Annotated in this window: 18 protein-coding genes; 5 read left to right on the top strand and 13 right to left on the bottom strand. The window is 41.1% G+C overall.

The window, feature by feature from the left end:
- Window positions 1-18 precede the first annotated feature (18 nt).
- The 6 genes from hisS to psbO form a co-directional block, all read right to left on the bottom strand.
- The gene (gene hisS, locus CRI9333_RS15820; protein ID WP_015204175.1) at window positions 19-1,308 is read right to left on the bottom strand and encodes a histidine--tRNA ligase; all 1,290 of its coding nucleotides are present in this window, start codon (window positions 1,306-1,308) and stop codon (window positions 19-21) included.
- 83 nt (window positions 1,309-1,391) lie between these two features.
- A complete protein-coding gene (locus CRI9333_RS15815; protein WP_015204174.1) occupies window positions 1,392-1,673 on the bottom strand; it encodes a hypothetical protein in 282 nt (93 codons plus the stop codon).
- A gap of 93 nt (window positions 1,674-1,766) precedes the next feature.
- Window positions 1,767-2,105 (bottom strand): hypothetical protein, encoded by a 339-nt coding sequence (locus CRI9333_RS15810; protein WP_051035399.1) that lies wholly within the window; start codon window positions 2,103-2,105, stop codon window positions 1,767-1,769.
- Between the two features lie 170 nt (window positions 2,106-2,275).
- Complete coding sequence (locus CRI9333_RS15805; RefSeq protein WP_015204173.1) at window positions 2,276-3,748, bottom strand: hypothetical protein; 1,473 nt, start codon at window positions 3,746-3,748, stop codon at window positions 2,276-2,278.
- A 191-nt stretch (window positions 3,749-3,939) separates the two neighbouring features.
- Window positions 3,940-4,716, bottom strand: coding sequence for an RNA polymerase sigma factor SigF (locus CRI9333_RS15800; RefSeq protein ID WP_015204172.1), 777 nt, complete (start codon window positions 4,714-4,716; stop codon window positions 3,940-3,942).
- Window positions 4,717-5,209: 493 nt separating this feature from the next.
- Window positions 5,210-6,043 carry a photosystem II manganese-stabilizing polypeptide gene (psbO, locus tag CRI9333_RS15795; RefSeq protein ID WP_015204171.1) on the bottom strand — a complete coding sequence of 278 codons (834 nt, stop codon included), beginning with the start codon at window positions 6,041-6,043 and terminating at the stop codon, window positions 5,210-5,212.
- A gap of 277 nt (window positions 6,044-6,320) precedes the next feature.
- Here psbO and CRI9333_RS15790 point away from each other — a divergent pair, with 277 nt between their 5' ends.
- The 3 genes from CRI9333_RS15790 (at window position 6,321) to CRI9333_RS15780 (ending at window position 8,681) form a co-directional block, all read left to right on the top strand.
- The gene (locus tag CRI9333_RS15790) at window positions 6,321-6,653 is read left to right on the top strand and encodes a hypothetical protein (protein ID WP_015204170.1); all 333 of its coding nucleotides are present in this window, start codon (window positions 6,321-6,323) and stop codon (window positions 6,651-6,653) included.
- A 104-nt stretch (window positions 6,654-6,757) separates the two neighbouring features.
- Entirely contained in the window at window positions 6,758-8,197 is a 1,440-nt protein-coding gene (locus CRI9333_RS15785; RefSeq protein ID WP_015204169.1) for a phosphoglucomutase/phosphomannomutase family protein, read from the top strand.
- A 55-nt stretch (window positions 8,198-8,252) separates the two neighbouring features.
- Complete coding sequence (locus tag CRI9333_RS15780; RefSeq protein ID WP_015204168.1) at window positions 8,253-8,681, top strand: DUF2358 domain-containing protein; 429 nt, start codon at window positions 8,253-8,255, stop codon at window positions 8,679-8,681.
- 150 nt (window positions 8,682-8,831) lie between these two features.
- Here the strand turns inward: CRI9333_RS15780 and CRI9333_RS15775 are convergent, their stop codons facing one another.
- The gene (locus CRI9333_RS15775) at window positions 8,832-10,505 is read right to left on the bottom strand and encodes a sodium:solute symporter family protein (RefSeq protein WP_015204167.1); all 1,674 of its coding nucleotides are present in this window, start codon (window positions 10,503-10,505) and stop codon (window positions 8,832-8,834) included.
- 9 nt (window positions 10,506-10,514) lie between these two features.
- On the bottom strand, window positions 10,515-10,769 hold the full coding sequence (locus tag CRI9333_RS15770; RefSeq protein ID WP_015204166.1) for a DUF4212 domain-containing protein: 255 nt from the start codon (window positions 10,767-10,769) through the stop codon (window positions 10,515-10,517).
- Between the two features lie 228 nt (window positions 10,770-10,997).
- On the opposite strand from CRI9333_RS15770, the gene CRI9333_RS15765 reads away from it, so the two are divergent.
- The gene (locus tag CRI9333_RS15765) at window positions 10,998-11,924 is read left to right on the top strand and encodes a DNA adenine methylase (RefSeq protein ID WP_015204165.1); all 927 of its coding nucleotides are present in this window, start codon (window positions 10,998-11,000) and stop codon (window positions 11,922-11,924) included.
- A gap of 27 nt (window positions 11,925-11,951) precedes the next feature.
- Here CRI9333_RS15765 and CRI9333_RS15760 read toward each other — a convergent pair whose 3' ends face one another.
- From CRI9333_RS15760 to CRI9333_RS15745, 4 genes are all read right to left on the bottom strand, one after another.
- Window positions 11,952-12,611: a GIY-YIG nuclease family protein gene (locus CRI9333_RS15760; protein ID WP_015204164.1), complete on the bottom strand. Its 660-nt coding sequence runs from the start codon at window positions 12,609-12,611 to the stop codon at window positions 11,952-11,954.
- An 84-nt stretch (window positions 12,612-12,695) separates the two neighbouring features.
- Window positions 12,696-13,355, bottom strand: a complete 660-nt coding sequence (locus CRI9333_RS15755) for a haloacid dehalogenase type II (RefSeq protein WP_015204163.1) — start codon at window positions 13,353-13,355, stop codon at window positions 12,696-12,698.
- A 191-nt stretch (window positions 13,356-13,546) separates the two neighbouring features.
- Window positions 13,547-13,999, bottom strand: coding sequence for an aminoglycoside 6'-N-acetyltransferase (aac(6'), locus tag CRI9333_RS15750; RefSeq protein WP_015204161.1), 453 nt, complete (start codon window positions 13,997-13,999; stop codon window positions 13,547-13,549).
- Between the two features lie 51 nt (window positions 14,000-14,050).
- Window positions 14,051-14,464: a hypothetical protein gene (locus CRI9333_RS15745; protein WP_015204160.1), complete on the bottom strand. Its 414-nt coding sequence runs from the start codon at window positions 14,462-14,464 to the stop codon at window positions 14,051-14,053.
- Window positions 14,465-14,590: 126 nt separating this feature from the next.
- Here CRI9333_RS15745 and CRI9333_RS15740 point away from each other — a divergent pair, with 126 nt between their 5' ends.
- Window positions 14,591-14,785 (top strand): hypothetical protein, encoded by a 195-nt coding sequence (locus CRI9333_RS15740; protein WP_015204159.1) that lies wholly within the window; start codon window positions 14,591-14,593, stop codon window positions 14,783-14,785.
- A gap of 273 nt (window positions 14,786-15,058) precedes the next feature.
- Here CRI9333_RS15740 and uvrA read toward each other — a convergent pair whose 3' ends face one another.
- Window positions 15,059-18,106: an excinuclease ABC subunit UvrA gene (uvrA, locus tag CRI9333_RS15735; protein ID WP_015204158.1), complete on the bottom strand. Its 3,048-nt coding sequence runs from the start codon at window positions 18,104-18,106 to the stop codon at window positions 15,059-15,061.
- Window positions 18,107-18,193: the final 87 nt, after the last annotated feature.

Below are 18,193 nucleotides of genomic sequence, written 5' to 3'. Positions count from 1 at the left end.
TTAAAATGATATAAAAATTTAGGTGGTTTCAGTTCTCAAAGCAGCAATTTGATCGCGCAATTCATCAACTTTTGCTAATAAATCAGCTTGCGCGATCGCATTTTGTTCTTTAGACACCATCCACTTCAATTTAACTGTATTGTTTTCTGCTTCTTCATCACCCAAAATCAAACAAGCAACAGTCCCACTTTTATCAGCGCGTGCAAATTGTTTCTTAAACGCACTACCACTTAAATCTAATTCCGCACTAAACCCAACATTCCGCAGCTTATTAGCTAAAACTAAAGCTTGAGACTCAGCATTAGTACCTCTAGAAACTACATAAAAATCTAATACTGGTAACGTTTGCGCCTGTAACTGTTGCAACAATAAAACTAAGCGTTCTAAACCAATAGCCCAACCAACAGCAGGCGTATCTACTCCACCTAATTGTGCTACCAATCCATCATAACGACCGCCACCACAAACAGTTGCTTGCGCCCCTAAATCATCAGATATAATTTCAAAAGCTGTGTGGGTGTAATAATCTAAACCACGTACCAAACGCGGATTTAACTCATAACTAATCCCTAAATCAGTTAATAATTGTTGTACTTGCTCAAAATGACGTTGCGAGTCTGCACCTAAATAATCTAGGATGCTCGGCGCATCTTTAGCAATTGCTTGTGTACCTTCATCCTTACTATCTAAAATTCTTAAAGGATTACGAGTTAAACGATCTTGCGAATCTGGATCTAACTCATCCTTATAAGGTGTTAAATAATCAATTAATGCTTGACGATAACGCTGACGGTCTTCTAAATTTCCAACCGAATTAAGATTAAGATGGAGATTTTTTAAACCCAAAGTTCGCAGAATATCAGTTGCGATCGCAATTACTTCTGCATCAGCGCGGGGATCAGCACTTCCCAAAACTTCCACACCTAACTGGTGAAACTGTCGCTGTCTACCAGCTTGCGGACGTTCGTAACGAAACATTGCGCCCGTATACCAAAGGCGCTGTACTCCACCTTGAGCGTGTAAACCATGTTCAATATAGGAGCGTACCACCCCAGCAGTACCTTCAGGACGTAGGGTATTTGAGCGATCGCCCTTATCCTTAAACGTATACATTTCTTTACCAACTACATCAGTAGCTTCGCCAATACCACGTTCAAACAAATCAGTTTGCTCAAATATTGGTGTACGAATTTCTCGATAAGTTGCTTTCCCTAAAATATCCCGTGCAATAGCTTCTATCCGTTGCCAATACCCGATTTCATCAGGCAGAATATCTCGCGTTCCACGTAAAGCTTGGATAGTACCCATTAATCAATTATCAATTATCCATTATCAATTAATAAATTAACATCTTCCTCCGCTTCCTCTGCCCCCCTCTGCCCCTCTACCTTCTAATCAAACTTTTCCCAAGGGGAATAGCGATCGCCATAATAAGCCAAGATTTGCTCAACTTGTTCTCTACTAGCTGCATCAGCAACAACCGAAAACTCAATCCACAAAGCCCCAATTTGGCTATCGTTGTAATCAAACTTCTGGGATTGCTGAGGAAGTAAACCTGTATTTACTCCCTCAACTTGACGTAAATGTGCAGCCACTTCGCGGTATACAGCCAAAGGTAAACCAGGAGAATAAATTTGCGATCGCCCTTGTTCTAAAACTAACTGCTGCGTCATTTCCACTCCAACACATAAAAAAAATCAGTAACCAGATTAAGTTAACTCAAATTTAAGCAACTGATAACTGGTTACTGATAACTTTTCCCTGAACTAGCCTCCAGGTTGCCCTGTAGTGGAAGTACCTTGTTGATTGTCACCTACCCTAAGAGGTACTTCAATCCCGTACTGTTCCAAAACAACAATTGGAGAAGGTCCTTCATTCATATCAATGCGCTTAATTAAAACCTGCCCATTAGAAATGCGATCGCCTGCTTTAACGTAACGGCTAGATGTTTCATTAGGTGCTTTCACAATTGCTTGAGTAGTATCACCTATTTGCACCACCCCTGTAATTGCCACTGCCCTTGCCAATTCAGGCTCTGGTAATTTTGGCAGTTCAGGTCTAAAAATTGGAGCAGGAATAGTAGGCAGTGTACTATTACTCCCCACACCCGGAGTTCCAAGTTGTGCACCTAAACCAACCGCAGATGTAGCGCCTGGGGCGACAATAGGGGTAGCAGCATTAGTTGCGGGCGAGAGCGTATTAGCCGCATTCCGTGCTGTTGTAGGCTGTTTAGGACGTGCTGCGCTTGTAGCACCTACCTTTGATCCTCCATTAGCTACATTCCGATTTGCCGCAGGTGGTTTAGGACGTGCCGCAGTGTTGGTTCGAGTAACTGGCTTAGGTCTTCCAGCAGTGGATGCGTTAGCTGGCGGTTTAGCTTTAGCTGTTGTTTTTGCTGGAGGTTTAGCTTTAGCTGTTGTTTTTGCTGGAGGTTTAGCTTTAGCTGTTGTTTTTGCTGGAGGTTTAGCTTTAGCTGTTGTTTTGCTGGAGGTTTAGCTTTAGCTGTTGTTTTTGCTGGAGGTTTAGCTTTAGCTGTCGTTTTTGCTGGAGGTTTAGCTTTAGCTGCACTCTTCTTAGGCGGTTGAGCAGGTTTTTTAGGAGCGGCTGCTAGTCTTGAACTTGGACGTGGGACAACATTCGCTTTAGCTAGAGATGCCGGAGTAACTCCAACAACGGCTTCCATCTTAAAAACCATCCCATCTCCACTACCTGACTTTAGCCCAGAACTTTTGCGTGGCAAAGTTTTTGGCTGATTTGAAGAACTAGGATTAGCCGCACTAGCAGCTACAAACAGCGCACCAATGCTGGCAACGCGGGTTGTCGCCATAGACGAACCATACCAAGACCTTGCTTTTCCCACAGTAGAACCGAGACCACCGATACCAGGCGACTGAGGTTGTACATTCCGACGTGGGGCATTTTTAGTTTTAGCCTGTACTTTAGAACGAGACACATAGCTGCGTGGAGACGGCACGCTGCTACGTGGAACCGCATTAATCTTAGGTGGCGCAGGAGAACGCGGAACATTAACAATTTTTGGTGGTGCAGGAGAACGCGGGACATTAACAATCCTTGGTGTCGCAGGAGAAACTGAAGGATTGTTAGCTTGAGGCTGTGCCGCAGTAGGAGCCTTACTCGCTTGAGGTTGCACACTAGGACTACTAGGGCGTGCCGCAGCACGAGCGATCGATCTTGGCACACTTGGAGGCGGCGGTAATATAGTCGCTCTGGGAGGCTGAGACGAAGTTGCAGGCGGTTGTACCCCTGGTCTAGGCTGAGATGCTGACGGTAAGCTAGGAACCGTCGGGACTGGTCTGGGAGACTGATTTATTCCGCTTCCTGGAGAGGTAGGAGACTGATTTGTTCCGTTTCCTGGAGACGTAGCGGGAGACGGCTCTGTGCCATCTTCCGATGGTTTAATCGTCACAATCGGCTGTACCGGAACTAAGGCAAAGGGATCGGGTCGTCCTTTTTGCACTTGCCGTACACGCTCATCAGGGTTAGTGGATTGAATCAAGGTCGAAACAGATGCCACTTTCACTGGAGATGGCGAGGCTGTAGGCTTTTTCGGCACTAATGCTGGCTTAGAAAAAGGCTTTTCCTTAGAGGTTGTTTGAGGTGCGGCTTGGGATGCCACAGGAGAAGGGCTGTTCCCACTTGTGTTACTACCGTCACCTTCATTTGAACAACTGCCGATTGATAAAGCTAGCATTCCCAGGAATGCAATCAAAAAAGAGAGTCTACGCATAACCAGTCCACCAACGGTTTACCCTAAGTTTGCCAAATAGTTTTTCCCCTATATATGTCATAGGGACTCTCAGGCGGCAATGGGATGTTCCTCTATATTATCCTGTTAGTAACTTGCAACTAGCTACCAAAAATTACTTAGTAACATTATTGAGTCCGTAAATTTACGGTTAATTTTCTAGTTTTGATTGTTTATTCTTCCGCGCCTACCATTAAAATTTTCAGCATATCCAGCCCCTTTTTGACACGACGGGAGACTGTAACTACACTAATGTCCAACTGTTCTGCGACCTCTTTTTGGGTTAAATCTTGTAGAAAAACAAATTCTAGAACCTCACGAGTGCGATTTTCTAGCTGCACTAAAGCTTGTTGCAGCCGAAGCTGGTCTTCTTGGGCTAACTGAAAACTCCGATATTGACTATCTGGTACCAGTTCTCCTAATGAAGTTGAGCCTTCCTCTGCATCGCCAACTGGTAGATCTAGGCTCACAGGTTCGCGATTTTGATAAGCAAGTTTAATTTCTTGCCATTCTTGTAAAGATATCTCTAGCCCTGCGGCTACTTCTGCTTCTGTGGGTTGTCGGTTGTATTTGGTGTGAAAATTTCGTGTAATTTCCACAGATTGCTGTCTTATAGCCAGCCAACGACGAGGGATGCGAACTGAACAACCTTTATCTCTGAGGTAATGTTGAATTTCTCCGCGAATATACGGAAGGGCAAAGGAACTAAAAGCATGACCTTTGCTGATATTAAATTTTTCAATTGCGCTAATTAACCCTAAGCAACCAACTTGTAATAAGTCTTCATAACTTTCTGTACATTGGTTGACCCAATAATGGGCTTCTTTTCTAACTAATCCCAAGTTGAGTTTTACTAGCTGATTGCGGATACTTGCCGAACCAGACTGTTGATACTCTCGTAAGAGTTGTAATGTTTGATGCTTAAGGTCTTGGGTAAGTATTGTTGACATATTCAAAGTTCAGTTGGTAGAGCAACAACTGAAGAAGCTAAAGACAGTATTGGATCTAGACGAGAACTTCGAGATTAACACTTTTGTCTCTGCTTCTTAAGCCTGATGATGGGTTTAAAGAGATTTTTAGATAGGGAATTTATTATAGCTGTTGCTTTTAACACTCCCTGACAAGTTTTAGTTTATGCTTTAATTAAACTAATGACAACAGCATTTATACTAAAATGCACGTATTATTTTCTGCTAGCAGTGCTACAGATCACAAGTTTTGGATCTAATAACTAGAAGTATTTACTGAAATTTAAAAGTTAACATCAATATTGCAATTCCTTTAAATATAGTCAGAAACACAAAGCTATTGACAAGTTGTAGAGGTGTTCTTTATACAACTTCATAAATATAAAAAAGCTGAGTGCTATAAAAAACAGGGGCAAAGGCCCCTGTCGCAGTTACCACACAACTATTCAAAGGGTTGGCAATATTTGAATTGGGATTAGGCTTGCTGAGGTGCAATGCGAGCGTAAAAAATACCCCGAACTTTTACTTCTTTGGGATCATCAGCCCCCAAGTCTGTATCTGAAGGTTGTTCGCTTTCAAATGTACCTGCAACTTCGCCTGTGTTGCTATCTACTTTCGCAACTTGGAGGGAAATTTTGCCTTTCCCAGTTTCTACACGCTTGACGTTAGCACGTCTTAGCTGTTCACTATCGGCTTCGGATGGCAGAGCGACCGCGTTATCATAGCCACTAGCTACACCGCGACCTTTAGGATCGAGGAAAACAGCACCTCGGTAGGAGGGGACGTTAAACTCACCTTCAAAGTCTGTGGAGGTGTTAATACTATCCATACCAGGTTGGCTGCTGGCAACTAGGTTTTTAATGGTGAAGAAGAAAGGTACTTGCTCACCACCTGCTAGTCTGACGGTAATAGGCTGGAAGTCAATGCCATCTTCTTCGGTGAATGTCAGGCTGCCATTTTTGCTAACTTTGATTGTTCCAGAAATTTGATCAAGGCTAGATGTGAAGCGTGTCAATAACTTACCTGGAACAAATTCTGCGGCTTGCCGTTTATTAACCGATTCTTCTTTAACAAAAAAGGTTGTCGGTTGTAAACACAACTCTTTCAAGGAGTATGTTTGGCTGGAATCTACAGGAATAGCACCGCGAGTTGTTTCTGAAAGAATTGGACAGTTATTCGCCAACCCTGTACCTCTGATCTGGTCGTAGGTGAGTGGAGCATTGGTCGCAGAGGCTGGACCTTCACTACAGGCAGTTAGCACGCCCAAGCACAATGCTAGGAATGCAACGATGAAACCACGAAACTTCATTTTCTACCTCAATCCTGAATATCTAATATCAAAAATATCTGCCAGGGTGATCTTGAACACGCCTATAAGCATTTGTAAATCCTCGCAAGTTGAGGTTTATTGTCCACATTTAACGAGATTTCACTCATGCTATATTTTGGGTCACATGAAAGCGACGGTTGCGCGATCCCCCTTCCGATACAGCATTGTACACGGGAAGAGTCGCCTTTCCTCTGTATAAAGTTGGCATTCATACTCCGGGTTTGTTGAAATTAATCTAGTTACTTAACTTAACTGCATGAATCAGAAGCAAGATTTTGAGTTGGAACGGCAGTCGGAACTGCGAGTTATTGCTGATGCTGTTCGTGCTTTAGCGACAAAGTGTGAGGGTGATAGTTTGGCGCTTTTGGCTTTGTTACGGACGCTGGAACGGTTACACAGAGAAATTCAAGAGGGGGTGTTCCAGGTTTCTTTACCGGATAACCGACAGGCTTTATATGCACTTCTGAAGGATATTGAGGAGGAGGGCGGTTGGCCATATATTGACCGGATGCGGCTGCGATCGCTACTTAAAAATTTCTCTGAAACCGATGTACCTGTTACTAATCCAGAGGCGGAAGCAGAATCTTAATTTTTGTTAAGTTCACAATTCTCTGTAATTATGACAAGTAACTTAACTAATGATAAAATCCAGCCGTTAACACTTTCACTGGGGAATTTTGCCCCTTTGCTTAAATGTCGGTTGCCCTGCATCCCATTAAGTTCGGTACAGACGGCTGGCGAGGTTTAATTGCTGCTGATTTTACCTTCGATCGCCTAATCACTGTCGCCCCTATAGCTGCTCATGTTTTGGCAGATGTCTATGGTGGCACGACTAATAGCAGAACTATTATTGTGGGCTATGACCGTCGCTTTATGGCAGAAGATTTTGCCCGTGCAGCAGCCGAGGCGGTGCAGGCGGCAGGGTTTGATGTGCTGTTGAGCGAAGGTTATGCCCCAACTCCTGCTTTTAGTTGGGCAGCTTATCAACAAAAGGCAATAGGAGCTTTGGTGATTACTGCCAGTCATAATCCTGGCGGATATTTGGGATTAAAAGTTAAGGGTGGGTTTGGTGGTTCGGTTCCTCAAGAAGTAACTCAGCAGATTGAAAAGTTGTTATCTGAGACATTCACACCACCATCGGGGAGTGGAAGTTTACGGCTATTTGATCCTTGGCAGAGTTACTGCGAGGGGTTGCAGACAAAGGTAGATATTGCAGGAATTCAGGAGGCGATTAGGAACGGTAAATTAACCGTGTTTGTTGATGTGATGCACGGAGCAGCCGCGAGTGGGTTGGAGAGGCTGTTAGGGGTGTCTGTTGAGGAAATTAATAGCGATCGCGATCCTTTATTTGAAGGTGGCGCACCGGAACCTTTGCCGAAATATCTAGGTAAATTGTTTGAACGTATTCGTAGCTATAGCAGCAGTAATGAATCGGGTTTAGTCGTCGGTTTGGTGTTTGATGGAGATAGCGATCGCATTGCTGCTGTTGATAAGCAAGGTAATTTCTTGAGTTCCCAACTTTTGATTCCCATCCTGACAGAACATTTGGCACTGAGACGGGGATATAAGGGCGAAGTCATTAAAACTATTAGCGGTTCTGATTTATTTCCGAAAGTTGCAGCACTTTACAATCTGCCTGTGTATGAAACCCCAATTGGGTATAAATACATTGCTGACAGAATGTTAGAAACTCAGGTGTTATTAGGTGGTGAAGAATCTGGGGGAATTGGTTACGGTCATCACATTCCTGAAAGAGATGCTTTGTTATCAGCTTTGTATTTGTTAGAAACTGTGGTTCAAACGAATAGTGATTTAAGCGAGATTTATCACAGGCTACAGCAAGAAACAGGTTTCTTTTCGGCTTATGACCGGATTGATTTACCATTAGCCAGTATGGAAGTGCGATCGCGTTTAGTAGAACAATTGCAAAGTCAGCCTTTAACAGAAATTGCGGGGCGTGAGGTTGTAGATTGTTTAACTATTGATGGTTATAAGTTCCGTTTGGCTGATGGTAGTTGGTTACTCATTCGCTTTAGTGGTACTGAACCTGTTTTGCGTCTGTATTGTGAGGCGGAGAATTTAGAACAGGTTCATCAAACTTTAGATTGGGCTAGAAGTTGGGCGGAGAGTTAGAGTTTTTTAACGCCAAGGTCGCCAAGGTAAGCGCAAAGATCGCAAAGAAGAAATTGTGAAGGATCAGTTAAAAATAGAAGGTGTTATAGAAACGCTTAAAAAGGATTTGCCAACTCTTTTTGAGCGGGATATTTCTTATGATATCTATACACAAGATATTTTCTTTAAAGATCCAGTTAATACTTTTAAGTGGAAGTTTAATTATCGCATCATCTTTTGGACGCTGAGATTTCATGCCAAATTATTTTTTACAGAAATATTTTTTGATGTGCATGATGTATATCAAGAAAATCAGGACACTATTATTGCTAAGTGGACTGTGCGGGGTGTATTGCGTGTACCCTGGAAGGCGCATATATTCTTTAATGGCTACTCTACATATAAGTTAAATCAAGATTGCTTGATATACGAGCATATTGATACTTGGGATAGGAAACCGAGTGAGATTTTGCAGCAGTTTATCAGAAAGGGGGCTGGTGATTAGTGATTAGGAAAACTATTTAACTTTTCCTCTTCCATTCCCCTTTAACTGACATAATGCTACGAAGTTTATTAAGAATGGGGCATGGTTATCAGTAGTTGGTGCTTTCTTTTAGCTTCCTCTGCTCCTCTGCCCCTCTGCCCCTCTGCTCCCTTAATGGGATGCCTCTACAGGTAATTCTCCATCTGGCGATCGCAGTGATTCTACCATCTCTTGTATTTCCAATGGTGGGGGTGGAGTTAATCGAGAAACTATCAAAGTAACTACAAAGTTAATCAGCATTCCTAATGTGCCAATGCCTTCAGGTGATACCCCAAAAAACCAAGGTTGCATTCCCCCAAATTTGACACCAATGATATAAAAAGCAGTGAAACCTAATCCTGTTAGTAACCCCGCGATCGCACCTTCACGGTTTGTACGTTTGTCAAATATTCCTAATACAATTATTGGGAAGAAACTCGCGGCAGCTAAACCAAAGGCAAAGGCGACAACTTGAGCGACAAATCCAGGGGGGTTAACTCCAAAATATCCCGCAATGGCGATCGCAAATCCAATCATTATTCGACCAACCATGACTCGCAATTCTTCGGAAGCTTGGGGATTAATGATGCGATAATATACATCATGGGCAACAGCACTGGAAATTACTAATAATAATCCTGATGCTGTCGATAAAGCTGCTGCTAATCCTCCGGCAGCAACTAAGGCAATTACCCAAGGTGCTAAGTTTGCGACTTCTGGTGTTGATAAAACGATGATATCTTTGTCGATGTCTAGTTCGTTGGTTGCTTTATCAGGTGTCAGTTGAATCCGCCCATCGTTATTCTTATCATCAAATTTGAGTAGTTTGGTTTTTTCCCATTTTTGCGCCCAATCTAAGCTTTGGATTTGCTCAATAGTTTGATTGTGCAAAGTATTAATTAAGTTATAACGGGCAAAGCTTGATAATGCTGGGGCAGTTGTATAAAGTATGGCGATAAATAGTAATGCCCAACCAGCAGAATAACGTGCCGATCGCACATCAGGAACAGTGTAAAAACGGATCAAAATATGAGGTAGTCCAGCAGTGCCTACCATTAAAGCGATTGTAGTAAACAAAACATCTAATTGCGACTGGGTAGCAAATGGTTCCGTATACGCTTTGAAACCCAAATCTATGTGAACTTGGTTGAGTTTATCGACAATATCGCTAAAGGTAAAAGCTAGTTGCGGAATGGGGTTGCCAGTCAGCACCATTGAGATTGCAATAGCTGGAATTAAATAAGCAAAAATTAACACACCATATTGTGCTACCTGCGTCCAAGTAATGCCTTTCATACCGCCTAAAACTGAGAAAAAGGCGACAATTACCATACCAATTAATACGCCTGTGTTCACATCTACTTGCAGGAAGCGACTGAAAACAATTCCCACACCCCGCATCTGTCCTGCGACATAAGTCATAGATATGAAGATAGCTGCAAATACTGCAACTAAACGGGCGGCGTTGGAGTAATAGCGATCGCCTACAAAGTCGGGGACGGTGTATTTGCCAAATTTCCGTAAATAAGGGGCTAATAACAGCGCCAGCAATACATAACCACCAGTCCACCCTAGCAAGTAAACTGAACCGTCGTAACCCGCAAAGGAAATTATTCCCGCCATCGAAATAAAAGAAGCGGCTGACATCCAATCAGCAGCCGTAGCCGCACCGTTGGCAATTGATGGTACTCCCCGCCCTGCTACGAAAAAGTCAGAACTTACTTTAACGCGGGACTGCCAACCGATGTAGAGATATCCTACAAAGGAAATGCCGACTATTAAAATAGTCCATAATTCAACAGACATAAGCCACCCTTATTTATCTATGTTAGATTTACGGTCTAGTTTGTCCATCTCGATCGCGTAGATGAAAATTAGCACTACGAAAACGATGATCGAACCTTGTTGCGCCATCCAAAAGCCAAGCGGCAACCCGCCTAACCGGATGGTGTTTAATGGTTGTACTAGCAGGATGCTAAAAACGATTGACACTAACGCCCAAACAACCAGGAGATTTCTGATTAATGCTTTATTGGCACGCCAATAAGATTGACGTTGATTTTTGTCCATCATACTTTTGGAATAATTCTCAGGAGTTAAGGATCGCACATTTCAGCGCAGAATAATAGGGTAGTGTGGGAGATGTTATATTCTACGTGGCTTAATGCTGTGTAGTATTTATGCTGCTTGCAAAAATTATGATGTTGTTTTTAGAACGCAGATTAACCGCAGATAAACGCAGATAAACGCAGATTAAATACACGATTGATCGAATGGGTACAAGAGGTTTTTTGATTAATGCCTTTAGAAATATCTTCAGCACAAGCAAAGCCCTTTTTAAAATGGGCTGGTGGTAAAAGCAAGTTAATTCCACAATTTGTTGATTATTTCCCTCAACAATTAAAGTTAGGGAAAATTAACAGATATGTTGAGCCATTTATCGGAGGTGGTTCAGTTTTATTTTATATAGCTCAAAATTATTTGATTGAAGAATTTGTTATTGCTGATATTAGTCCAGAAATAGTGATGGCATATCAGGTTATTAAAAATGATGTAGAGAGTTTAATTAATTCATTATTAGAAATTCAAGCTAAATATTTTACTTTAGAAGTAGATCAACAAAAAGAACTATTTTATGATATTCGTTCTAAATTTAATTTACATCAGCAAGATATTAACTTAAATGAAATTAATCAGGCTTGTGTAGAACGTACTGCTTACCTAATATTTTTAAATCGTACTTGTTTTAATGGTCTTTATCGCGTCAACTCTAAGTCTGAGTTTAATGTACCATTTGGACGTTACAAGAACCCAAAAATCTGTTCAACTGATAATTTACGTGCTGTTTCAGCAATTTTACAAGATGCAGAAATTAGGCATGGGGATTTTATGAGTTGTGAAGATGTTGTAGATAACAAGACATTTGTTTATTTTGATCCGCCATACCGTCCTATTAGTGTCACAGCTAACTTTAATTCGTATTCAAATCTAGAATTTGATGATGCAGCACAAATACGTTTAGCTGATTTTTTTAGAAAGCTGGATGCTAGAGGTGCAAAGTTAATGCTTAGTAATTCTGATCCAAAAAACATTAACCCTGATGATGATTTCTTTGAAAAAGCATATCAGGGATACAAGATTGAGCGTGTTAAGGCTAGTAGGATGATAAATTCTAATGCTCAAAAACGAGGTCAGATTAACGAATTAATAATTATGAATTATTAACCTTGGTTATTGGTCATGGATAATTGTTTATTGTTGTTCATTGATTACCGCGCTCCAGTCATCATTTTTAACCGCAGCTTCTAAATTCTCGCGACGTTGTGCTTCAGTTGCATCTATTGCCTCTAAGTTCCTATTTAAAGCTGTATCAGCCATTGCTTTGCGTAGTTTCAGCTTTTTCTCTTCATAAGCGTTGCGTTCTGCTGCTGACATTGCTGCTTTGGCGGCTTCGCCTATTGTACTTGCCCACATTTCGCGATCGCTACTATTACCTGGTGGAATGCTATCAAGTTCAGATATCCACTGATCTCGCAAGCTTTCCATTTCTTCGCGTTTGGGGAATTTATATGTATGTACACGCACAAACGCACACTTGTCTTTACCGTTTTGGGTAAGATGACCGTTGAGTGAAAGTAGTACGTTACGGGAGTAACCTATATATTGAGTACGGTTTTGGGTGTCTAAGACAGCATATACACCAGCGACTTTGGCATTTGAAGCGCGATCGCACCAAGTTTCTAGAGATAGAATTTCAGCACTATTGCTTTCAATTTGAGGAATAGTAGTAACTTCGGCGGTGTGTTCGTCATCGGAACTGTATAAAAACCCATGTAATCCCTGATGTGCAACAGGGACATTTTGATGTTCGATGGGTAGGTCTTGATTTGTTTCTACTGGGTTAGTTTCCATTTAATTTTTGCGCTGGGGTAGTTTAGTTTATCTTAATTGCGTTCCCCATTTTTAATGGGAGATCAAAGAAAGGTTTTGATTAAGTCAAAGTACTATCTTATTTGCTGCTTGCAATAAACTATCAGCAATTATTTCTGGTTGCGGGTAAACAGATAAGTACTCTTTTTCTTCCTGAGTGATAAAAGCAGTCTTCAAACCAGCATTAGCAGCGCCAGCAATATCCCAAGCATGGGCAGCAACCATCCAAATATCACCTGCTACATTTTGTTTAGCCATTTCGTATACTTCAGGATGCGGCTTAGTTTTTTGAACAGTATCACAGGAAAGAATACGCTCAAAGTGCTGAATTGCACCAGCATTTTCTAACAGTTTTTGGGTAGATTCTGCGCTACCGTTGGTGAGAGCAATTAGCTGGAAACCTGCGGCGGTTAGGGTTTTAAAAGCATCTAAAGCGTCTGGTTGTAAATCTAACTCAGAAAAGGATTTTACTATTTGCGATCGCTGCTCTGCATTTGCTTCAATACCTAGTACCTTTAATGTCCGAGGTAATTCTGCTTCTAGTATTTCTTTTAAAGGTAGATATCTACCTGCATGAGAATAAGCAAAAGCATCGCGTAAAGTCTGGGCAAACCAAAGTTGCATAGTATAGGGAGTAGCACCTATTTCAAGCAGTTTTTGACGGGGCTTTTCTAATCTGAAGCAAGTGCCGATAATATCTAGGACTACAGTACCTCTTGTTGCCATTTTTTTCCGTTTAATTAGGTTGAATTTTATATTGTAGCTCTTTTGATTTATCGACAATAGCGTTGGAATTTCCAGAAAATGCTAATAATAATAGCCACCACTTAAATTTTATTACTTTAATTTTTAGGCGGATAAAAATATACATTAGAATCAATTATTTCATCAATAATGTTAGTTGTTTTACAACGGCATTATGAGGAAATAACGATTTGTTTAATAAAGGTTACAACTCGATCCACTTCCTGAAATCCTACCTTTGTATGAAATTCATAACTAACTGTGTTATCAATTAAGGCATCTGATGCCAACTGAGTACATCCATGTTCAAGCGCCCACTGAGAAGCAAAATCAATTAAGTATTTACCCACACCCTGATGGCGATATTCATCTTTTGCATAAATTCCTTCTATATATGCAACCGGACTACTTGTAGCACCTGCAACATAATCCGATCTCAGAGAAAGATTGATAAATCCCATTGTTTTTTCATCATCATTTATGGCTATAAAACCTGCCTCACGCTCTGATTTAAGAAGATTTTTTAACCCCTCCTCCATTTCTGCCCGTGACACATCTTGCCACAGCTTTAACGTTAGGTCAAGCCACTCATTAAAATTCTCTGGGGTAACTTTGATAATTTTCATTTTTCAAGCAACCTTATCAATCAATACGCTATCTATTGTATCTCTTTTAATTTATCTCCAATAGCGTTGGGATTTCCAGAAGATGCCAATAATAATAGCCATTACTTGAACTTCATTAAAACTCAATAAAATAGATGGAAGCGGTAAGAGTGACTTAAGAAAAATAATTAAAGCTAAACAGGGAACTAACGCCCATAAGGTGTTAGCTTCAAGTCTAATCTGGGGATAAAATCGCTCAAGTAAGTAAACAGCTAAAGCACCTACGCCAACTGCTACAGTTAATGTTGTGATTATTTCTAAGGGTGGCGTATATAAAATAATTAGGGCTTGACGAACTACAGGCGATCGCTGGTATTCTCTCCATATTAGAAAGTCTAATACTAAAACAATCAGGTTAGTCAAGACGGAAACTTGCAGAAGCGCTCGCCAAGGTAAATTCTTTAAGCGACGCAAAGGATCTCTCATGCTCAAAGCAGTAATTAAAGTGCTTTGATTTTATACTGATTAATTCACTTTTGGCTAACAGTTTACCCCTTGTGACATTTGTATCTGCTGATAAAGAGTTGAATGCCGCAGTAGCATTGTACTGTTATGATAATAAGCACTCAGAATGAAATTCAACAAATCAATTTAAATGGAAATTTATTGACGAATTGGAAGGGTTCTTTAGCATCGGATTTTTTAAACCATATGGGAAAAGAAGGATGGGAGATGTCAGGGGTTTGGAGAAATGAAAAGGCTGTTGGTGGATTTGGTGTGTTCCTTTATTTTAAACGCCCCTATTAACTAAACTAGAGGTGAAATATAGCAACCGCCATAGCCGCGTTTGACATTAGATTTATTGCTTAGGATCACAATTTTAGTTTTTAATCACAGATGTAAGCAGACATAGCCGTTGGCGTAGCCTTCCCGTAAGCTACGCAAAATGAGCGCAGATTTTAACCAATATTTGCCTTAACAGCCTTAGCAGTGGCTATATATTTTCAAAAATTTTCTAAGACGAACATAGCCTGCTGCTTAAGCTCTAATAGCTAGCTATGATAATTACGCTATTGAAAATTATTGTTTTAGGTCAGAATTATGAACGAGTGTAGGTGGATGTTGCTGCAATACTTGCTTTAAATATTGCCCCGTATAAGACCTATTATTCTTCGCTACTTCTTCAGGTGTTCCCACTGCAATAATTTCTCCGCCTTTATCCCCGCCTTCTGGACCTAAATCTATTACCCAGTCGGCGCAACGAATTACATCTAAATTATGCTCAATTACTAAAATTGAATTGCCTTTATCTACTAACCGTTGCAAGACATCTAGTAATTTGTGGACATCATAAAAAGATAAACCTGTTGTTGGTTCATCTATTAAATATAAGGTTTTCCCTGTGGCGCGACGGGATAATTCTGTGGCTAATTTGACGCGCTGCGCTTCTCCACCAGATAAAGTAGGTGCTGTTTGTCCTAAACGGATATATCCTAAACCAACATCGGCTAAGGTTTGCAACTTACTTGCAGCGCGGGGAATATTAATAAAAAACTCTAAGGCTTCTTCTACTGTCATGTTAAGTACGTCGGCAATGGATTTGTTTTTGTACTTAACTTGTAAGGTTTCACGATTGTAGCGATCGCCTTTACAAATTTCACACTGCACATACACATCTGGTAAGAAGTTCATCTCAATCACATTCACTCCTTGACCGCTACAAGCTTCGCATCTTCCCCCTTTAACATTAAAAGAAAATTGCCCTGGTTTATAACCTCTTGCTTTAGCTTCGATAGTTTGGCAAAATACTTCCCGAATTGGATCAAAAATGCCTGTGTAAGTAACAGGATTAGATCTAGGTGTGCGACCAATTGGTGATTGATCGATTACAATTACTTTATCAATGGCGTTGAGTCCGTCTATTTTTTCTAAGTCTTTGGGAAATGGTACTTTACGGGTAAGATTGTGTTGTAATGCTGGATAAAGTAATTCGTTAATTAAGGTAGATTTACCGGAACCAGATACCCCTGTGACTGAAACAAGTTTACCTAGTGGAATTTCTACATCGACATTTTTAAGGTTGTTGCGGTAGGCATTTTTAATAACGAGCGATCGCTTATTTCCGTCGCGCCTCTCTGCTGGCGTATTAATAACTTTTCTTCCTGATAAATAAGCACCAGTTAAAGAGTCTTCTGCTTGCAATAATGTATCTAAGTTTCCTTGAGAAATAATTCTTCCGCCATGAATACCTGCACCTGGACCAATATCAACTAAATGATCCGCAGCGCGAATTGTTTCTTCATCATGCTCGACAACAATTAAGGTATTTCCTAAGTTACGCAATTTAGTTAAAGTATTCAATAATCGCCCATTATCTCGTTGATGCAATCCGATACTTGGTTCATCTAATACATAGAGTACACCTGTTAAACCTGCACCAATTTGTGTAGCTAATCTAATCCGTTGCGCTTCTCCACCAGAAAGGGTCATTGCGGGACGATCTAATGTCAGGTAATCTAACCCAACATCTAACAAAAATTGCAATCTAGCTTTAATTTCTCGCAGTACTAAGTCAGCAATTTGCGCTTGGCGATCGCTCAATTTTAATTCATCTATCCGTTGCCGACATTCCCCAATTGAAACACTGGTTAAATCTAATATCCGATGTTGTCCCAACCGTACAGATAAGGCTTCTGGTTTTAATCTTTTGCCTTGACAAACTTCGCAAGGTTGATCGACTAAATACTGCTCTAATTTTTGTTTTTGCAATTCCGAACCATCATCATATTGACGTTTGAGGATTGCGATCGCACCAGCATAACGTCTATGATCGTTGCGCTCTTGCATCCAAATAGGTTTATCAGCACCATGCAAAATAACGTGCTGCTGTTCGGCGGTTAGATTCTTCCAAATAGTTTGCAATTCAAAGTGATAAGCTTGTCCAACACTATAAAGTAGTCCCAAATAATAGGAATTATCTTTTTCTGCCCAAGGCACGATCGCACTATATACTGACGCTTCTGGATCGGGTACTATCAAATCTGGTGATATCGTCCGCAAATTACCCAACCCGTGACAACTCGGACAAGCGCCATAAGGGGAGTTAAAAGAAAATAATCTTGGCGAAAGTTCATCCATTACCGCCCCATGTTCGGGACAAGCAAAGTTTTCTGAAAATACTATTTCTTTGGTAATTTCCTGATAGTCGTTATCGTTATTTGTAGGGGTTGCTTGATTATTGTCTGTAACCTTATTTTCGCTACTTTCTTGATATTTTAGAAAATCTGTGCTATTTTCAGAATACCGTCGTGTATTGGGTGAGGAGTCTGTCTGTACAGATGTATCGGGTATGACATCAATCACCGCAATTCCATTAGCATGACGCAAGCAAGTTGTGAGAGAATCGGTTAAACGCTCTTGTATACCAGGCTTTTTAACTAAGCGGTCAACAACGATCTCAATAGTGTGGGTATAGTTTTTATCTAGCTCGATATTTTCGGATAATTCGTATACTACACCATCGACGCGCACGCGGACGAATCCTTCAGAAGCAAGGCTAGATAGGAGTTTTGCGTGAGTTCCTTTTTTACCACGTACTACAGGGGCTAAAACTTGAAAGCGGGTGCGGTCGGGAAGTTCCATAATGCGATCGCACATTTCATCTATAGTTTGGGGTACGATAGAGCGATCGCATATTGGGCAATGAGGTACACCAGCGCGTCCAAATAGTAGGCGCAGATAATCGTAAATCTCGGTAACAGTCCCAACTGTAGAGCGGGGGTTGTGGGACGTGGATTTTTGATCTATGGAGATAGCGGGACTTAAACCTTCGATCGCATCGACATCTGGTTTATTTAGTTGTCCTAAAAATTGTCGCGCGTAGGCGCTGAGAGATTCAACGTAGCGGCGTTGTCCTTCTGCAAAGATGGTATCAAAAGCCAGGGAAGATTTACCAGAACCGGATACGCCTGTGAAGACAATTAAGCGATCGCGTGGTAGTTCTAGATCTATATTCTTTAAATTATGCTGTCTCGCACCCCGAATGCGGATAGTGTTTTCATCTTTGTTGCTGGGGTGATGTCCGTTTGGGGAGGTTGTGAGGTTGGAGATGTCGGCAGGATGAGGCATGAAGGCACATATTTATCTTTGATGATCTTAGCGTTTTTATTTTTGTAAGCCGTCAGCTATCAGCTATCAGCACTCAGCTAAGAGCAA

The sequence above is a fragment of the Crinalium epipsammum PCC 9333 genome, from assembly GCF_000317495.1.
In the GTDB taxonomy this organism is placed as follows: Bacteria; Cyanobacteriota; Cyanobacteriia; order Cyanobacteriales; family PCC-9333; genus Crinalium; species Crinalium epipsammum.
Note: the sequence above shows the minus strand (reverse complement) of the source record. Positions and strands in the feature narration are given on the sequence as shown.